The 18,806-nt window shown below is 39.3% G+C and carries 14 protein-coding genes and 1 riboswitch; of the genes, 4 read left to right on the top strand and 10 right to left on the bottom strand.

The annotated features are described in order from the left end of the window. Positions 1-355 precede the first annotated feature (355 nt). Entirely contained in the window at positions 356-2,332 is a 1,977-nt protein-coding gene (locus BI291_RS09680; protein WP_074498556.1) for a monovalent cation:proton antiporter family protein, read from the top strand. Positions 2,333-2,727: 395 nt separating this feature from the next. Here BI291_RS09680 and BI291_RS09670 read toward each other — a convergent pair whose 3' ends face one another. From BI291_RS09670 to BI291_RS09625, 10 genes are all read right to left on the bottom strand, one after another. Then, a complete protein-coding gene (locus BI291_RS09670; RefSeq protein ID WP_074498555.1) occupies positions 2,728-3,879 on the bottom strand; it encodes a patatin-like phospholipase family protein in 1,152 nt (383 codons plus the stop codon). Between the two features lie 477 nt (positions 3,880-4,356). Continuing rightward, on the bottom strand, positions 4,357-4,716 hold the full coding sequence (locus BI291_RS09665) for a DUF3718 domain-containing protein (RefSeq protein ID WP_074498554.1): 360 nt from the start codon (positions 4,714-4,716) through the stop codon (positions 4,357-4,359). 65 nt (positions 4,717-4,781) lie between these two features. Next, positions 4,782-4,872, bottom strand: a riboswitch (cyclic di-GMP riboswitch). Between the two features lie 224 nt (positions 4,873-5,096). After that, a complete protein-coding gene (locus tag BI291_RS09660) occupies positions 5,097-5,756 on the bottom strand; it encodes a 3-oxoacid CoA-transferase subunit B (RefSeq protein ID WP_074498553.1) in 660 nt (219 codons plus the stop codon). Between the two features lie 9 nt (positions 5,757-5,765). Beyond that, positions 5,766-6,467, bottom strand: a complete 702-nt coding sequence (locus BI291_RS09655; protein ID WP_074498552.1) for a CoA transferase subunit A — start codon at positions 6,465-6,467, stop codon at positions 5,766-5,768. A gap of 77 nt (positions 6,468-6,544) precedes the next feature. Next, the gene (locus BI291_RS09650) at positions 6,545-7,450 is read right to left on the bottom strand and encodes a hydroxymethylglutaryl-CoA lyase (RefSeq protein ID WP_074498551.1); all 906 of its coding nucleotides are present in this window, start codon (positions 7,448-7,450) and stop codon (positions 6,545-6,547) included. Continuing rightward, a complete protein-coding gene (locus BI291_RS09645; RefSeq protein ID WP_074498558.1) occupies positions 7,450-9,480 on the bottom strand; it encodes an acetyl/propionyl/methylcrotonyl-CoA carboxylase subunit alpha in 2,031 nt (676 codons plus the stop codon). The genes BI291_RS09650 and BI291_RS09645 overlap by 1 nt, the downstream gene beginning before the upstream one ends. 19 nt (positions 9,481-9,499) lie before the next feature. Next, positions 9,500-10,315: an enoyl-CoA hydratase/isomerase family protein gene (locus tag BI291_RS09640; RefSeq protein WP_074498550.1), complete on the bottom strand. Its 816-nt coding sequence runs from the start codon at positions 10,313-10,315 to the stop codon at positions 9,500-9,502. Positions 10,316-10,323: 8 nt separating this feature from the next. Next, complete coding sequence (locus tag BI291_RS09635; protein WP_074498549.1) at positions 10,324-11,931, bottom strand: carboxyl transferase domain-containing protein; 1,608 nt, start codon at positions 11,929-11,931, stop codon at positions 10,324-10,326. An 85-nt stretch (positions 11,932-12,016) separates the two neighbouring features. Continuing rightward, a complete protein-coding gene (locus BI291_RS09630; RefSeq protein WP_074498548.1) occupies positions 12,017-13,186 on the bottom strand; it encodes an isovaleryl-CoA dehydrogenase in 1,170 nt (389 codons plus the stop codon). A 62-nt stretch (positions 13,187-13,248) separates the two neighbouring features. Continuing rightward, positions 13,249-13,644, bottom strand: a complete 396-nt coding sequence (locus BI291_RS09625; protein WP_074498547.1) for a MerR family DNA-binding transcriptional regulator — start codon at positions 13,642-13,644, stop codon at positions 13,249-13,251. A 252-nt stretch (positions 13,645-13,896) separates the two neighbouring features. Between BI291_RS09625 and BI291_RS09620 the strand changes: the two genes are divergently transcribed. The 3 genes from BI291_RS09620 to BI291_RS09610 all read left to right on the top strand — a co-directional run bounded on the left by BI291_RS09620 (position 13,897) and on the right by BI291_RS09610 (position 18,546). Next, positions 13,897-15,081, top strand: coding sequence for an acetyl-CoA C-acyltransferase (locus tag BI291_RS09620; protein WP_074498546.1), 1,185 nt, complete (start codon positions 13,897-13,899; stop codon positions 15,079-15,081). A 145-nt stretch (positions 15,082-15,226) separates the two neighbouring features. Continuing rightward, positions 15,227-15,637, top strand: coding sequence for a hypothetical protein (locus tag BI291_RS09615; protein ID WP_139302595.1), 411 nt, complete (start codon positions 15,227-15,229; stop codon positions 15,635-15,637). A 209-nt stretch (positions 15,638-15,846) separates the two neighbouring features. Continuing rightward, positions 15,847-18,546, top strand: coding sequence for a glycosyl hydrolase family 18 protein (locus BI291_RS09610; protein ID WP_175573108.1), 2,700 nt, complete (start codon positions 15,847-15,849; stop codon positions 18,544-18,546). The last annotated feature ends 260 nt before the right edge of the window (positions 18,547-18,806 follow it).

The raw sequence follows: 18,806 nt of genomic DNA, 5'->3' as shown, positions 1-18,806 counted from the left end.
TTGCTGTTTAAGTTTTGTTCAAATTAAACGCCTTCTGATCGCGGCACTTGGATTATTGCATAGTCATTCTATGGTTAATTCAAGTAACAAAGAGGAGGAGGCGTTTAGTTGAACCCTTAGGACTGTATCTGTTTGGCATTTCTACTGTGTTAACGCTTGACTGGAGTAGAATAACTACACGGCGCAAGTGTTGCCTTGTATAAATACCAAACAAATTGCGGCAAAAGTAAACATGAAAGATCAACACGCTCTAGAATGACATGAAATTATTTTGATCATGAATAAAAGCGTTTGAGCTCAAACAATGAGCGATATACTATGATTAAAGTTAGTTTTTATTTTTATTAGGTTTTTTGTGGCTTCCCATATTGAAATTCTGGCTATTTTAACCAGTGCAGTGTTTATTGTTTGGTTATTTAGAAAATTACATTTACCAGCTATTCTTGCTTATTTAGTTGCAGGGATGCTTGTTGGTGAGCATGGTTTAGCTTTTGCGCATGAACATGTAGATTATGAACATTTTGCCGAGCTAGGCATCGTTTTTCTGTTGTTCACTTTAGGGCTAGAGTTTTCCTTACCTAAGCTAATGGCAATGCGACACTTAGTGCTAGCGGTAGGTTGCTTGCAAGTGGTGTTATCATTAATTTGTTTTACCATTATTTCACTCTTCTTTGGTCAATCCTTTGGCAGTGCTTTAGTGATAGGTGGTGTCATTGCTTTATCATCTACCGCGATTGTGATCAGACAGTTAAGCGAGTCTGGTGCCATGAAGCGAAAGTCAGGGCAAATAGCTGTAGCTGTTTTATTATTTCAAGATGTTGCCGTTGTACCATTACTGATTATTATTCCATTATTAGCACCAAGTACCGAAGGTTCGATGATAATCGCTTTGTTTGCTGCGCTAATAAAAGGGGTATTTGTTGTTGGTATTTTACTGGCCGCAGGAAAATGGATACTTCCTCGTTTATTTAATCTAGTTGCACAAGTTAGAACAGATGAATTGTTTGTATTAACGACTTTATTAGTCACACTTGTCGCTTCCGCATTAACGCAATGGTTTGGTCTTTCAATGGCGCTGGGTGCTTTTCTCGCGGGCATGATGTTAGGAGAAAGCCAATATAAGCACCAACTAGAAGCTGACATACGACCTTACCGAGATATATTGCTTGGTTTGTTTTTTGTGACAGTTGGGATGAAATTAGATATTAATGTGTTGGTGTCTTCACCTTTGACCATTGTCAGCTTGGTTGTTGGTTTGATGCTACTAAAAGTGGTCGTGATAAGAATTTTAGCAGTAAAAGCTGGTGAACAAGGAAAAGATGCTTGGGCAGCTGGGATCATGCTCGCACAAATGGGGGAATTTGGCTTTGTGTTAATTGCGCTTGCTACACAAGTCAATGTATTACCTCTTGATGTTGCTTCTTTATTGATTGGGGCAGGTATTTTGAGCATGGCGGTAACGCCATTTATGGTTGATAATGCTCGAAATTGGGGAAAGTGGCTAGCCAATGAACAAAAAACTGATCACGAAGACTTACAAGCCTTTAAAGAGTTAGAAGTTAATACAGAACTGAAAGAGCATGTGATTATTTGTGGTTTTGGTCGTATCGGTCAAACGGTTAGTCGGTTTTTAAAACAAGAAGGTATTGATTTTGTTGCCATTGATATGGACCCCTTACGTACGCGAAAAGCGCGTGAAGCGGGAGAAAATGTGTTATTTGGCTCGTCCCGACAAACTGAATTGTTAGAGGCGGCTAAGTTGTCGACGGCTAAACTTGTCGTCATCGCGTTTGGTGAAGATAAACAGTCGATAGAAGTGATACGTAAAGTACGAAGTTTATCACCTAATGTACCTATTTTAGTACGAACTCGTAATGATGATCAGCTTGATAAATTACAAGCTGCTGGTGCAGATCAAGTAGTGCCTGAAAGCCTTGAAGGGAGCTTGATGTTGGTTTCACAAGTGTTGTCACTTTCAGGCGTGCCATTTTCGCATATCGTTAAACGAGTACAGAAGGAAAGGAAAAGTCATTACAGTCATCTGCATGGCTTTTTTCAGGGGGAACATACAGATATGAGCCCTGATGCTATGGACCGTATAGAATTTGCTAATGCGGTGAATTTAACTGGCCATTCTTATGCGGTAGGGCGAAACTTACAATCTTTGAACTTAGCCACACGCCGCGTAACCGTGGTTGCATTGAGAAGAGCTGGTTTTGAAACCGAACAGCCTGATGAAAATACCATTTTGTTAGCAGATGATACCTTGATTATTCGTGGCAAACCAAGACGTGTTGAGCGGGTTGAACGTTTTATGCATGAAGGGGGTTAGCGTAATACCAATTCGCATAAAGATTAAGTCAGTTCAGAGCGATGTCAGAGGTGGGAGAATAAGCGAAACGTTTGCAGGTATAGTTGTTCTACATCAAACAGGTTTTGCGCAATTATCGCACCTCTAACACGCTCCCAAAGGGGAGTTTAAACGCTTCATAGCCTGTGTTGTTGATTTTAACAAGGACGCTACAAGGATGTAGCTTATTAGAGAACGCAGGAGCACGTTTTCCTGAATAACCATTCTCTGCAATCAACGCCGTGCCTCTAAAGCGTTTAATTCTCGCTGAATGACCGAATATTGATGCGAATTGGTATAATAGGTTTCTTTTGCTCTATCCCCATATCTCTGCATTGTTACCTTGAGTAAAGTTTATCTTGAAATGTTAACCGTATTTACTTAAGCGATAAAAACTCACGAATACGTGTTTCATTTTCTAATGCATCTTGAAAGCCGAGTTTAATAAGTTGATGGCAATAGGTGCGATCAAATAACAGGTAGCTAATGATACTTGATTCAGGATCATTGCTGATGCCCATCGTCCTAAGTAGCAGTCGAATTGATATTGGCATTTGATGATAGTGCTCTACTGCAATTGCATTGAAGTCGTGGCTTGGGTTTATTACTAATGTCTCTATTGATTTTAAGCCTTCTTGTGCTATTTTCTTTTCTTCTGGGATTAACGAAAGTGTCTTATTTACACGTTTGAGACGTTCTAAGTCACTTTGCAAAGTGTCTGAAAAAATGCCATCTAGTAAATGACCTGCGATGGTCGCGCTTGTTGGAGGATGAGGATTGTTTTCCTTAGGATGTAATGGTTCTGACGGTTGCTCAACACCGATAATAAATAGCTTTTCACCGCCTAAATGTATTGCAGGGCTCAAAGGAGATAGTTGATGAATAGAGCCGTCACCAAAATGTTCTTTTCCAAGTTTGATCGACGGGAACAATAGTGGAATTGCTGCTGAAGCAAGTAAATGATCACTATTAATCTGACAGGGTAAGCCTTTTCGTTTAGCTCGAAACCATGGAGAAATGGTTTCACTTGATTGAAAAAAACTAATGGAATCACCACTACTGTAACTAGACGCAGTGACTGAAAGCGCGCGTAAATGTCCTTTTAATAGATTATTGTCTATACGCTGAAAGTCAACAACATCTGTTAGTAAGGCTCTTAATGGTGCATTGTTAAGTAAGCTGTGCGCCGACTTGTTTGCATAATCTGCTTGAAAGCTCGCTAATATACCACGGTATAAATGACTAAATACACGAGCAGGGTCACTATGATATATCCTGCTTGTTGTTAAGTTCTTCCATACCCATTCAAGTTTTTTAACGCCAAGTTGAAAGCAAGATGCATAACAGGCTAAACCGGTTGAGTTGATCGCTCCGGCAGAGGTACCGCAAATAATTGAAAAAGGGATAGGGTGATGCCGTGGGGCAAATTTTGAAATTGCAGACAGCACACCAACTTGATAGGCAGCTCTTGCACCGCCCCCAGTTAATACTAATGCGTTTTTTTCATGCTGGCGCGATCGGTACGTCACAAATTAATCACGGTATCTATTCTATCAATTAACGAGAGTTTATCGTTTATTTTAAAGATTACCAAGTTAAATAACCTGAGCTAGGGATAACAACTTACTTTCTGCCGTTGTTTTTCCTTATTACTGCGTTAAATGTATTTGCAATAGACACGTTATTGACGCACAAATTTTCCTTGCACTAAGAAAAAACTCCGTGCTAGAACAGTGTGATAAATAAAAAGCTTACCGTTTCTGTTGATTCGCTAACTTCTTATCCCGAGCTCAGGTTAAATAATGTTAGCTGGGTTTAAAAATCGTTCTGTATAAACAATGGTAACCAACACGAACATTTAAATTAATAAAAGGTTTATAAAAGTAAAGGCTACTTTTGTTGAGTTGAAAAAAAAGCCAGCATTAGCTGGCTTTTTTAAGTCGACAGAAGAATTATAAACTAGTAAAGCTATTGATTTAACAAATAACGCCTACTAAAAAATAATTTTAGCTGCTAACGCGTTCGTTAGCGGCATCTATCAATGGTTGCGATCCACTCTGGAGATTTGCAAGGTTCTCTGAAACAACTTTCTTTGGTAGCTTACTTACTATCATAGAACCTGTTTCAACCGCACCTCTTGCAGAAGCAAATACCAGTAAGTTTTGACCATTACATTGAATACCATCAAAAACTCTGCGGATTTTGATTTTATTCGTTCTTAAAAATGAGCGCATACGCTTCTTATCATCTGCAGCTACATACTCACATAAGCTTTGAGCTATATTCGATGCTTCTGCTTTAGGAGCAGAAACGATAGACGTCATTGTTAACGCTGTAATAGTTGAAACTAGTAATAATTTTTTCATTTTAATAACCTTTAATTCAAGTTGAGTTTATTAAAAGAAAAAACCACAGGACGTACCTAATTGAACTCGGTAACTCCGCTGTCATAGATAAATTAAATTATCCTTAGACCGGTGGTTTTGCGTAACATGTTTTCGCATGTTTTGCCTTTTCTTTGTCAATTTCAGTATCACTAATTTGTAAGATAAAATCAAGTCTTGTGAAATTGGCAAGTATGTTGAATGTTAAGTTTTTACTATAAATGTATATTTTACAATGTGTTAGGTGTAACTTTCTCTTGTAGGATATATGGAAACATTACATATGACTTTCTAATTGTTATAAAAAAAGAGCATTAAAGCTCTTTTTTTATTGTATTTACTAATAAATTTATTGGTAAAAGTTATATAAATGTCATCTCAGGTACATTTTCAGGTATAACAAGTTCACCAGCAGTTAACGCTTTAATCTCTTCTACAGATACACCAGGTGCACGTTCAACCAGATGAAAGCTATTATCTTTGATTTCGATAAAGGCTAAATCAGTTAGCACTTTGTTGATACAGCCTTTACCTGTTAATGGTAAGGTACATTGCGAGAGTAACTTAGATTCCCCGTGCTTAGACGCATGGGTCATAGTAACAATAATGTTTTCAGCACCTGCAACTAAGTCCATTGCACCACCCATGCCTTTAATCAACTTACCAGGGATCATATATGAAGCAATATTGCCCTGAACGTCAACTTCAAAAGCGCCTAATACAGTGAGGTCAACATGCCCACCACGGATCATAGCAAATGATTCTGCTGAATCAAAAATTGATGCTCCCTTAGCGGTGGTTACTGTTTGCTTACCAGCATTGATTAAGTCAGCGTCTATTTCGTCTTCAGTAGGAAATTGACCCATGCCAAGTAAACCATTTTCAGATTGCAACATGACTTCCATGCCATTGGGTACGTAATTGGCGACTAATGTAGGAATGCCTATGCCAAGATTTACGTAAAAACCATCTTGCAGTTCTTGTGCTACGCGTTGCGCAATTTGTTCTCTAGATAAAGCCATGTTAACTCCTTATGCGCTTCTAATTGTGCGTTGTTCGATGCGTTTCTCAAACGTCCCTTTAATGAGACGGTTAACGTAAATGCCAGGGGTGTGAATTTCATCAGGTGCTAACTCACCCGGCTCAACGATTTCTTCTACTTCAACTACGGTTATTTTGCCTGCAGTAGCAGCCATAGGGTTGAAGTTACGTGCGGTTTTTCTAAACACAAGGTTTCCGTATCGGTCTGCTTTCCATGCTTTTACGATGGCAAAGTCACCGGTAAGGGCTTTTTCTAATATATAGTGACGACCATCAAATTCACGTTCTTCTTTACCTTCGGCCACAGGTGTACCATAACCTGTGGCGGTATAAAATGCAGGAATACCTGCGCCACCTGCGCGCATTTTCTCAGCGAGTGTACCTTGAGGAGTTAAGATAACTTCAAGTTCACCACTCATCATTTGTCGCTCAAACTCAGCATTTTCGCCAACATATGAAGCGAGTATTTTTTTTATTTGTCGATTAGGCAGTAATACCCCTAAACCAAAATCATCAACACCGCAGTTATTTGAAACAACGGTTAACCCTTTTGTGCCTTTACGTTTGATCTCTGTAATAAGATTTTCCGGTATACCGCATAAGCCAAAACCGCCAGCAATAACTGTCATGTTATCTTCTAGCCCTGCTAATGCTTCTTCATAGCTCGACACTACTTTGTCAAAACCTGACATGATTAACTCCTTGCTAAATGTAAGATCAACGAGTGTTGCAGTTGATCATTAAAATTTGAATGATTATAAAAGTAAAGCTATTCGCATTTAGCTAAAAATGCATTTGAAACTTTTGAAACCGGTGCCTTGCCGAGTTTGTTACTGATATACCAGCCTGCTTCAAGTAAGGTATCGAAGTTAATCCCTGTTTCTATCGCTAAGCCATTTAGCATATAAACAACGTCTTCTGTTGCTACATTACCTGAAGCACCCTTAGCATAAGGGCAACCGCCTAAGCCAGCAATGGCTGAGTCGACAACACTTACGCCGTGTTGTAACGCGGCGTAAATATTCGTTAACGCTTGACCGTAGGTATCATGAAAGTGAACAGCAAGGTGCTTTACGGGGATTCGGGCGCTTACTGCCTGTAACATTTTATTGACACTGGCTACAGTACCTACGCCAATTGTGTCACCAAGTGAGATTTCATAGCAGCCCATTTTGTATAACTTTTCAGCAACCTCAGCCACTGTATCTGGTGCAATATCACCATCGTAAGGACAACCAACTACGCAAGAAACATAACCTCGTACAAGTATGCCATGTTGCTTTGCGGCACGAATAACAGGTTCAAATCGCGCTAGGCTTTCATCTATTGAGCAATTAATATTTTTTTGGCTAAATGCTTCTGAAGCAGCACCAAAAATAGCAACTTCTGAAACACCTGCAGCAAGCGCTGCTTCAAAGCCTTTTAAATTAGGAGTTAATGCCGCATACGTGACGTTTGTTTTTCGTTCTATACCTGCCATTACGTCGGAAGAGGTTGCCATTTGTGGTACCCATTTAGGCGACACAAAGCTTGCAGCTTCGATATAGCTTAATCCGGCGTTACTCAGTTTGTTAATTAACTGTATTTTATCTTTTGCGGCAACGAGTTCTTTTTCATTTTGTAAGCCGTCTCTAGGGCCAACTTCAACAATTTTTACTGACTTAGGTAGTGCCATCAGCCTTGCTCCTTGGGCGTAAACGCTAATAGTTCAGCGCCGCCATCTACCATATCGCCAGTTTGATAATAAACTGTATCGATTATGCCATCTGTAGGTGCCTTAATAGTATGCTCCATTTTCATTGCTTCCATGATCATTAATGGTTGATCTTTCGTAACCGCATCTCCTTGATTAATTAATACGCTGACCATGGTTCCGTTCATAGGCGCAGTTAAGCCGTTTGCATTATCTTCAGCGTTACTTAACCCACAATCAGGGCGTATATAAGTAAAATTAAACACGCCATTTGATCTATATAAACTGATATTATCGCCTTCACGACTTATCGTTGCTTGACTGCGATAACCGTCAATACTGGTAGAAAGTTCATCACCAACTATTGTTCCTTGACAGTCTAATGTACGTCCTTGAAATGCATGATGCTCAACAGTGATTATGTAGTAGCGTCGATTCCCCATTCGCTTTTGCTCAACAATAACGGGGTAGTGAGTGTCATTATGCGCTAATGTTAGCTTATGAATGTGGGCTTCATTAAGTCGCCAAGCATTGGTGTGATTCCAAGGAGAATGAGGATCTGTCGTACTTTTAGCGTGTGTTTTAGAGCGTTCAGCTAAAGAGAGCACTAAATACAGAGCAGCCATTGGTAATTCGTTGGTTAGTGCTTGCTCGGTATCGTGAAAAATATCATCGTGATGTTTTTCGATAAAACCAGTATCAATATTGCGGTTTATGAACGCTCGGCAAGTTGCTAAGTTATATAGGAAGTCGAGATTAGTGACCACACCATTAATACGGTATTCTGTCAGTGCTTTCGTTAAACGTTGTAATGCTTTTTCACGATTTTCATCCCAAACAATAAGTTTAGCTATCATTGGATCATAAAAAACACTGACTTCATCACCTTGGCGTACGCCGGTATCCACTCGAACATATTTGCTTTCTTGTGGCGTACGTAGAAAACTTAAATTGCCGGTAGCTGGTAAAAAGTCATTATTGGCATCTTCAGCGTAAATACGTGCTTCAAAAGCATGTCCGTGGATCTCAAGTTGGTCTTGTGTTTTTGGTAAGGCTTCATCAGCTGCGACACGTAGCTGCCATTCAACTAGATCTTGTCTGGTAATTAACTCTGTAACAGGGTGTTCAACCTGTAAACGAGTATTCATTTCCATAAAATAGAAGGAACCGTCTTGGTCAAGTAAGAATTCAACAGTACCTGCCCCTCGGTAACCAATTGCTTTAGCTGACTTTATTGCAGCTTCACCCATTTTTTCACGTAACGTTTGCGATAAGTTGAATGCAGGTGCTTCTTCGATCACTTTTTGATGTCGGCGTTGCACTGAACAATCACGTTCGAACAGATAAACTGCATTGTCATGATTATCACAAAAGACTTGTATTTCAACATGGCGGGGTTGTGTTAAGTATTTTTCCACTAACATCGTGTCGTCACCAAAAGATGATTTTGCTTCGCGTTTTGCTGCAGCAAAACCTTCGGCAAAGTCTTCTTCGCTCCACACTTGGCGCATACCTTTACCACCACCGCCAGCAGTTGCTTTTAGCAAGACAGGATAACCCATGTCATCAGCCGCATTTTTAATGACTGCTTCCGTTTGATCATCACCATGGTAACCTGGTACGAGTGGAACTCGTGCTTTTTCCATGATTGTTTTCGCGGCAGATTTAGAGCCCATGGCTTCAATAGCGCTAACTGGTGGGCCGATAAAGGTAATATTTTCCTGTTCACATAAACGACAAAATTCTGCATTTTCAGAGAGAAAACCATAGCCAGGGTGTATTGCCTGTGCACCTGTACGTTTTGCTGCCGCAATCACTTTTTCTGATAATAAATAACTCTCACGAGAGGGAGAGGGGCCAAGATAAACAGCTTCATCTGCCATACTCACATGTAAAGCATTAGCATCAGCGTCAGAATACACCGCCACCGTAGCAATGCCCATTTTACGGGCTGTTTTAATCACTCTACAAGCTATTTCACCACGGTTAGCAATGAGTATCTTAGTGAACATTGTTGAAGCATGTTGCATGTTATTGTCCTTCATTCTTATCTACTTTTTGCCATTGTGGCTGACGCTTTTCAAAAAAAGCATTTAACCCTTCTTGACCCTGATCTGAAACACGAATAGCGGCGATACGCTCACTGGTAATACCTAATAATTTATTGTCAATGTCTTGAAAAGCGACATCTAAGGCGAGTTGTTTTGCTTGTTGAATCGCTTCTGGGCCATTCGCTAAAAGTGTTGAAACCATATCATTTACAGTGTTATCGAGCGCTTCAAGATCGACGACTTCATCAACTAACCCTAGTTGATTTGCTTTTTCAGCAAAAAACCTTTCTGCGGTTTGAAAATATCGCCTAGCTGCTTTTTGACCAATGGCAGCGACAACGTAAGGGCTGATGGTAGCTGGAATTAGACCTAGTTTTACTTCGCTTAGACAAAAGCTAGCTCGGTCACTGGCAATGACAATATCGCAACAGCTAGCTAAGCCAACAGCGCCGCCAAATGCCGCACCTTGCACTTTTGCAATGGTTGTTTGTGGCATGAAGTTTAATGCGTGTAGCATTTGTGCAAGATTGTTGGCATCGTTTAGGTTTTCTTCAAAACTATAATTGGCCATTCGCTTCATCCAAGCTAAATCAGCACCCGCTGAAAAGCTTTTACCGTTTGCGGCCAGAATCATAATGCGAATATCGCTGCGTTTAGCAATATCAATGAATAAGCGTTTTAATATATCAATGATAGTGTCATCAAACGCGTTATGCTTGTCTGGAGTGTTGAGTGTTACTGTTGCAACACCATAACGATCAACATCAAAAAGTACAGAGTTTTCAGGTGTATTCATGTTGCCTCCTACATACGGAAGATACCAAACTTGGTCTCTTCAATGGCTTTATTTAATGAAGCGGAAATAGCTAAACCTAATACTTGTCGGGTGTCCGCGGGGTCAATAACACCATCGTCCCAAAGGCGGGCTGATGCATAGTAGGGATGCCCTTGATGTTCATACGTATCAATAATAGGTTGCTTGAAGGATTGTTCTGCTTCTGTTGACCAAGTTTCACCGCGTTTTTCTTTCTGATCACGTTTTACTTGTGCGAGTACTCCGGCAGCTTGTTCGCCACCCATCACTGAAATTCGTGCATTTGGCCACATAAAGAGAAAGCGTGGGTCATAAGCGCGACCACACATACCATAGTTACCTGCACCGAAACTGCCACCGATTAAGACGGTAAATTTAGGCACTTGTGCCGTGGCTACGGCAGTCACCATTTTTGCACCATGTTTAGCTATTCCGCCGGACTCGTATTGTTGGCCCACCATAAAACCAGTGATATTTTGTAAAAAGACCAATGGAATTTTACGCTGCGCGCATAACTCAATAAAATGAGCGCCTTTTTGTGCAGACTCTCCAAAAAGAATACCGTTATTAGCGATAATACCAACAGGGTAACCAAAAATGCGTGCAAAACCACACACCAATGTTGTGCCATATAATGCTTTAAATTCGTCAAACTCGCTGCCGTCGACAATTCGGGCAATAATTTCTCTAATATCAAAGGGCTGTTTAGTATCTTTTGGGATGATCCCGTAAATATCTTCTACAGGGTACTCTGGCTCAACTACCGGCTTGATGTCCATTTGAACAGGCTTAACACGGTTCAGGTTTGTAACGGCAGTTCGGGCCAACTCGAGGGCGTGATTATCATTTTGTGCATAATGATCAGCGACACCTGAGGTTCGACAATGTACGTCTGCGCCACCTAAGTCTTCTGCCGAAACCACTTCGCCTGTAGCGGCTTTTACTAGAGGAGGGCCAGCGAGAAAAATAGTGCCTTGTTCTTTTACAATAATAGATTCATCTGCCATTGCTGGCACATAAGCACCACCGGCAGTACATGACCCCATAACTACGGCAATTTGAGGAATGGCTTTCGCAGACATCGTCGCTTGATTAAAAAAGATACGACCAAAATGTTCTCTATCGGGAAATACATCATCTTGATTAGGAAGGTTGGCGCCACCTGAATCAACTAAGTAGATACAAGGTAGATTGTTTTCTTGTGCGATGGTTTGTGCTCTTAAATGCTTTTTAACGGTTAGTGGGTAGTAGGTACCACCTTTCACCGTTGCGTCATTAGCTACAATGACACACTCTTGACCACCCACTCTGCCAATACCGGTAATAATTCCAGCGGCCGGTACATCATCATCATAGACTTCATAAGCTGCTAATTGTGATAGCTCAAGAAATGGAGCACCTGGGTCAAGTAATTCATTAACTCTATCTCTAGGTAATAACTTTCCCCTAGATAGATGTCGATCACGACTGCGTTCACCACCACCATGTTTTATTTGATTGAGTTTTTGCTTTAAGTCGTCAACTTGAAGCTGCATATGTTGTGCATTTTCGATGAATTCAGGGCTTCTTGAATTAATTTTTGAAATGATCTTAGCCACGTTGCTACCTTAATATTTGTATTAACAACTAAAATTTAGCGTGAACAACGCAAGACTTATGGTTTTATCAGCCTTGCGTTTAGGGTTACTTACTCTCGTTAAAAAGCTCGCGACCAATTAACATTCGGCGAATTTCTGAAGTACCAGCGCCAATTTCGTAGAGTTTTGCATCACGTAATAATCGTCCGGCAGGAAATTCATTTATGTAGCCATTTCCGCCAAGTAACTGTATAGCATCTAACGCCATTTTTGTTGCCAACTCTGCAGAATATAAAATGACTGCTGCGGCGTCTTTTCGTGTGGTTTCACCGCGGTCACAGGCTTGCGCTACCATATAAACGTACGACTTAGCAGCGTTCATTTGTGTGTACATGTCGGCGACTTTTCCTTGGACTAACTGAAATTCACCAATAGATTGACCAAACTGTTTTCGGTCATGTACGTAAGGAACAACGAGATCCATACAAGCATCCATAATGCCTAAAGGACCACCTGATAATACTAGGCGCTCATAGTCTAAACCTGACATTAATACACGAACACCTTTGCCTTCTTCACCAAGAATGTTTTCAGCGGGTACTTCGCAATTTTCAAACACAAGTTCACACGTGTTAGAGCCGCGCATACCCAATTTATCGAGCTTTTGATGGCGACTAAACCCCGGGAAATCTCGTTCTACAATAAACGCAGTAATCCCCTTTGAACCTGCAGATACATCTGTTTTGGCATAGATAATAAACACATGGGCATCTGGGCCATTAGTGATCCACATTTTATTACCATTCAAAATGTATTTATCTCCTTGCTTTTCAGCACGAAGTTTCATGCTGACTACATCAGAACCTGCATTGGGTTCAGACATAGCGAGTGCGCCGATATGTTCACCAGTACATAATTTAGGTAAATATTTTAATTTTTGTTCGTGACTACCATTTTTTCGTAACTGGTTTAAGCATAAATTTGACATAGCACCATAGCTCAGTCCTACTGAAGCGGAAGCGCGAGATATCTCTTGCATGGCAACAACATGCTCTAAATAGCCTAATTCAGAACCTCCATACTGTTCCTCAACAGTCATACCTAATAAACCCATATCACCAAATTTACGCCACAAATCAGCAGGAAATTCGTTGTCTATATCAATTTGAGCAGCGCGTGGGGCAATCTCATCGCGGGCGAATGCGTTTACTTGGCTACGGATCATCTCAACGGTTTCGCCAAGATTGAAATTAAGTGATGAAAATGTCGAAATCATGTTGTTTCCTTAATTGTAATATTTGTCTAGCAATGGGTGCGTTATATTGCGTTTATTATTTATTATTTATTATTTATGTTATGCAACGCGTCTTTACAGTTTTCTTCTAAACCATCAAGCTCAACTAATACCGCTTGAATGTCTTCTAATTGCTGCGTCAAATCAGATTTCTTTTGGGCAATTAACTTCATTATGGTTGTTAATTGTGTTGCACTTGATCTATCGGCATCATAAAGCTCAAACAATCTTCCTGTTTCAGCTAATGAGAAACCTAGACGTTTACCGCGTAAAATTAACTTTAGACGAACTTTGTCTCTTTGGTTATAAATTCTTGTTTGACCTTTACGTGTCGGGTGAATTAACCCTTGATCTTCGTAAAAACGTATACTTCGTGTAGTCACATCAAACTCTTTGGCTAACTCGCCAATAGAGTAGGTTGCATTATTTTTCTTGCTCATTTCGCACCCATTATGAATAATAGTGTCGATAACATAGCATGAACTTTACGTTTACGTAAACTTCCTTTTTGGTTTGGCTACCTTATTCTCCTCATATGTGACTATAGTGTGATACGCATAGTGGAAATTTTCTAATACACTGTGTGGTACTTTTCTGCTTTTGAAAGCTTAAGTTAACGTTGGCGTAAACGTAAATTTGAGTTAGTCTGTTTAACAAGTCAAATGACACTGTTTTAATTTTTGGAGAATAATATGTCTACGCAAGATCCTGTGGTTATTGTTGCTGCTAAGCGAACCCCTATGGGAGGCTTCCTAGGTGGATTGTCAGCGGTAACTGCACCAAACCTTGGTGCAACGGCAATTAAAGCCGCTGTTGCTGAATCAGGCTTAAGTGCTGACCAAATTGATGAAGTCGTTATGGGCTGTGTATTACCCGCTGGTTTAAAACAAGCACCAGCACGCCAAGCTGCACTTGAAGCTGACTTAGATCTTTCAACCGTTTGTACCACTATTAATAAAGTATGTGGTTCAGGTATGAAGGCGGCTATGCAAGCACATGATGCATTATTTGCTGGTTCTATCGATGTTGCTGTTGCTGGTGGTATGGAGAGTATGACCAATGCTCCTCATCTACTAGCTTCTGGCCGTTCCGGGATTAAAATGGGTAGCGGACAATTGCTTGATCACATGATGATTGATGGCCTTGAAAATGCTTATGATGGTATTTCAATGGGGTGTTTTGCTCAAGAAACTGCTGATGAAGCAAGCTTTACCCGCGAAGAAATGGATAACTATGCCATTCGCTCATTATCTCGAGCAAATGCAGCAATTGACAGTGGTGCTTTTAACCAAGAGATAGCTTCTGTATCCATTAAATCACGTAAAGGCGAGATTATTTTTGATACTGATGAACAGCCGGGGAATGCTCGTCCGGACAAAATTCCTTCATTACGCCCAGCGTTCAAAAAAGACGGTACCATTACAGCGGCTAACTCTAGTTCAATATCTGATGGTGCTGCAGCCTTGGTGATGATGAAGCAATCAGAAGCTGAAAAACGCGGTTTAGCACCTTTATGTAAAATCGTTGCTCATGCAACGCATGCACAAAAGCCTGCTGAATTTACCGTTGCGCCTGTAGGGGCAATGAAAAAAGTATTAGATAAAGCAAATTGGACTACTGATGAGGTAGAACTTTGGGAAATCAATGAAGCGTTTGCCATGGTAACTATGTTAGCGATTAAGTCTTTATCTCTTGATGTTGAAAAGGTTAACGTTAATGGTGGGGCATGTGCGCTTGGTCATCCTTTAGGGGCAAGTGGTGCGCGTATCATGGTAACGTTAATTCATGCGTTAAAAAATAAAGGTTTATCAAAAGGCGTGGCTTCATTGTGTATTGGTGGCGGTGAAGCAACGGCAATTGCGTTAGAAATGATCTAATTGTTATAAATTCATTGATTGATGTTATTGAAATGACTTTTAAAAACCACTTAATTTTTTAAGTGGTTTTTTTGTTGGTATGGCTTTTGAATAAACGTATAGTACTTATTATAACTGTCAATTTTATAACACTATGCTTGCAATAATGTCTGAAGCACTACCTATTGAGATTAAGGCTGCTGATGAAGCTAAAAAATCGTTAGCTAACATTAGCTCGGTGGTAAATAAATTAGAAGCGCAATTAAATTTTATTGCGATGACCGCAGGGTGGTTTTCTGATCCAGAACAGGAATTAACCATTGAGTTTTCGGTTAATAGCGAGCCGTTTTTTCCAAAACAACTATTTCCCGTTGCAGATGAGTTTATCGTTTTAGCCGATGATGTGCATTTTGCTTATCATGATGAACAATGTAAATATCAATGCTATGTTCAATTGACCGGTACAGAAATCGAACTAGCGAAACAAAAAAAATCTATACTAGCAGCAATTTTAGATAAGAAATTAACCATTGTATTAAATGAGATTGCCTTAAAACAAAGGTTGTCATTCATTTAAAATGATTAATCAATTATATGGAATATTTATTCACATCAATTGTGTTTTTCGTTATGCTACACGAACAATTAAAATAATATATGCTTTTGAAATGCATCAATTTCAGATAAATGTTAATAACTTTTAAAGACTCTTTTCTTTTTCACAAACAATCATTGCGCTTGTTCTGTTCGTCTATTTTTTCAATATTTCTATTATATACTGCCAATGTGTCAGCGATAAACCATGCTGAACAGAATAAACCACCTGTTATTATGGGCTACTATTCACAGTGGTCAGTCTATAGCCCAAACATTCATATTCGAGATCTACCTACACATTTAATGACACACTTTGTCTATAAAAGTGCCGACTTAACCAAAGATGGTGAGGTTATTCTTGGCGATTCGTATGCTGATATTGAGTTTCTTTACCCAGGGGCTGATAGAAACGATCGATTTCTCGGTAGCTTTGGGCAATTAACAAAGGTAAAAAAACGTCAACCTGAATTAAAAGCAATAATAAGCATTGGTGGTTGGGGGCGATCTGAGCACTTTTCTTCAATAGCTGCTTCGCCAAATGGAAGAGCTAAGCTAGCAAAAAGTGCGATACAGTTTATGCAGAAATATCAATTTGATGGAATTGAAATTGACTGGCAGTTTCCGATATATCGCGCTTCTAGCACAGAAATTACTAGTTACCGTAAAGAAGATGGTAAACATTTAAATTTATTACTCGCTGAAATTAAACGTCAGTGTGAACAGATGAGCATAGATTGTTGGTTACAAGCGGTATTAGCACCTTACTCATTAGAAAATGCATGGGATGCAAGCTTACTCAGTAATAGTGCTGATGTTATTGTAGTTGACGTTACACGGTTACCAGGCGATATAGGGGAATTAGCTGAGCCGCAATCAGCACTTTATGCTGCACAAGGTGAACGCTCTGTAGATTCTGTTGTAAGTACTATGGTGGGGTATGGTGTCAAACAAGAAAAAATCGTCATTTCAATTGCCTCTTTTGCTGTTGGTTGGGAAGGGGTTCCAGCAAAAAATAATGGCTTTAAACAACCGCATCAAACATTAAGTTGGGGAAGTTGGGACAGTAAAAGCAGTGGTGCTACAGGGATATACAATCAAAAGAATTTAACGTATTTCTTAGCTACTGGCGAATACCGACATTATTGGGATGATGTGGGCAAAACAGACTATGTGTATAACCCTAATAAATATGGCGGACATTTTATAACCTATGAAGGCGCTAAAGCTATAGCGGCTAAAGCTGACTACGTAAAAGAAAACCACCTGGCCGGTGTGGCAATTATCCAGTTACATCATGGCGATGCCGCATTATTTAATGTTTTTGATCAGTTCCACTTTTTGAAAAGTCGATATTATCAGTTGATTCAGTTTTGGCATGAAAATCGTAATGCATTGATCGTGTTGTTTCAAATGCTAGCTGTTATTCTTATTGGCTTAGTTATGTTCGTTTATTGGCAAAATAAAAAAAATAATGAATTATTTCATGAAAAACAACAGTTTAATAGGTTGCAGTATTGGATGCAGAGTATTGAATGGCCTTTACTTAATGTTGTTACAGTCGCTAAAAGCGCACAAGAAAAAGCACTATTATCTACTGAACAGGTTGAGTCCCTTGCTAAATTATCTTCAGAAGTATTACTACCTATTTCTTCTATTATTTCGGAAACCAAACTAAATTTTTCAGTTAATCAATCATTTAAAGAAATTGTTAGCCTTCAACAAGTCATTCAAAATGTTGATATTTTGTTAGAAGTCGAAAGTAATAGGCGATTAACATGGAATAAACAGATAAAAGCCAGACTGCTTGTGAATCCAGACAGGTTTCAGCAATTTCTTTATTACTTATGTGATTATGTGATATTACAGAAAAGCACAAACGAAAACATAACACTAGATATTATTGCGCTTGAGCAAACTATACAGCTAAATATTACATTACTCGTAAACACTGATAACAATCAAATTAATCATACAAGGTTAAATACGTTATTTCATCAAGCTAAATTATTAGATTTCTCAATGCGTTTGGATAGGGAAAAAGGCTTGTTATCTGTGCTTATTAATAATGATGTTATCGTGAATGATGAACAGCATATTGGCTCTTTAGCCTTTACATTTGATCAACACCTTTCGCCCTTATCAACCGATAATTTAGTCGCTGATAATATTGAAGACGAATCAGCTAGTCATGATGTGATACCTCATGCAAGTTCAACGCATATCGAGGAATATTCAACGTTATTTGCGGCGATAACCTCCTTTAATATGTCGGCAGCTCCGAGTAAAGATATTTATAAAGGTTTAGAACAAGCGTGTCAGTACTTTATTGACATATTACAACAAGAAGCGAAAGTACGCGTTTTTCACCACGAACAAGTTGTCAGTAAACTTGGCAAAGAGTCTTTAACCTCTCGGCACGAAATATTGGTTAATTCAGATGACGTTACTGTAGAAGTTATTACGCAGGAAAAATTGAGCGAAGCTGAACAACAATTAATACAAGTGTTAGTGTACCAAACATTAATGGTGCAAAAGGCGATTCAATCGTTATTAAAAGAGCCTTCTATATTAGCAGAACTTTATGAGTTAACACGCTATAAAGATAGAATAAAGTATCTTAAGGCTGAATCAGGTTATACGGGAATTTACATTCAATCACTTAAAGAACCCCGTTATATCTCCATGCGATTACGCTCAATCAAGCAGTATTTTGATGATGTCGCCTTAGTGCAAGTGCATCGCTCATATTTAGTGAATCCCAAAAAAGTGGATAGAATAAATACAGTAGCTAAATTGAAGTTTGAACTTGAAATTGGTTCAGTAAAAATACCAGTAAGCAGAACCTATGTTCCGATGCTTAAAGAGCATTTTCCTCAGTGGTTTTCATAATACTTATATTCAATTTTACCTCTCCTGTTACCATTATTTTTATTGAATCCTAGTACATTTCATGAATGTCAAAGCAATGGAAATGAACAAAAAAACCTTATAAAACAATCATTTGTTTTTTGTTTTGTTACATTTCATGATATGATCCGTTTGTTGATATATCCTTGTGTCATTGTGCTTGATATAGTCAAAATCAGGGTGACAGCGCTGTCAAATGTTGTTAATAATATGCAGAAAAACTAAGCAAGTATTGTAACGAG

Source organism: Thalassotalea sp. PP2-459, assembly GCF_001913705.1.
GTDB classification, from domain to species: domain Bacteria; phylum Pseudomonadota; class Gammaproteobacteria; order Enterobacterales; family Alteromonadaceae; genus Thalassotalea_C; species Thalassotalea_C hakodatensis.
Note: the sequence above shows the minus strand (reverse complement) of the source record. Positions and strands in the feature narration are given on the sequence as shown.

What these genes read in the sequence shown, in the direction of transcription:
- BI291_RS09620 (WP_074498546.1), top strand. Translation starts at nt 13,897, where the DNA reads ATGTCTACGCAAGATCCTGTGGTTATTGTTGCTGCTAAGCGAACCCCT.
- BI291_RS09655 (WP_074498552.1), bottom strand. Translation starts at nt 6,467, where the DNA reads ATGTCAGGTTTTGACAAAGTAGTGTCGAGCTATGAAGAAGCATTAGCA.
- BI291_RS09630 (WP_074498548.1), bottom strand. Translation starts at nt 13,186, where the DNA reads ATGATTTCGACATTTTCATCACTTAATTTCAATCTTGGCGAAACCGTT.
- BI291_RS09615 (WP_139302595.1), top strand. Translation starts at nt 15,227, where the DNA reads ATGTCTGAAGCACTACCTATTGAGATTAAGGCTGCTGATGAAGCTAAA.
- BI291_RS09645 (WP_074498558.1), bottom strand. Translation starts at nt 9,480, where the DNA reads ATGTTCACTAAGATACTCATTGCTAACCGTGGTGAAATAGCTTGTAGA.
- BI291_RS09665 (WP_074498554.1), bottom strand. Translation starts at nt 4,716, where the DNA reads ATGAAAAAATTATTACTAGTTTCAACTATTACAGCGTTAACAATGACG.
- BI291_RS09625 (WP_074498547.1), bottom strand. Translation starts at nt 13,644, where the DNA reads ATGAGCAAGAAAAATAATGCAACCTACTCTATTGGCGAGTTAGCCAAA.
- BI291_RS09640 (WP_074498550.1), bottom strand. Translation starts at nt 10,315, where the DNA reads ATGAATACACCTGAAAACTCTGTACTTTTTGATGTTGATCGTTATGGT.
- BI291_RS09660 (WP_074498553.1), bottom strand. Translation starts at nt 5,756, where the DNA reads ATGGCTTTATCTAGAGAACAAATTGCGCAACGCGTAGCACAAGAACTG.
- BI291_RS09650 (WP_074498551.1), bottom strand. Translation starts at nt 7,450, where the DNA reads ATGGCACTACCTAAGTCAGTAAAAATTGTTGAAGTTGGCCCTAGAGAC.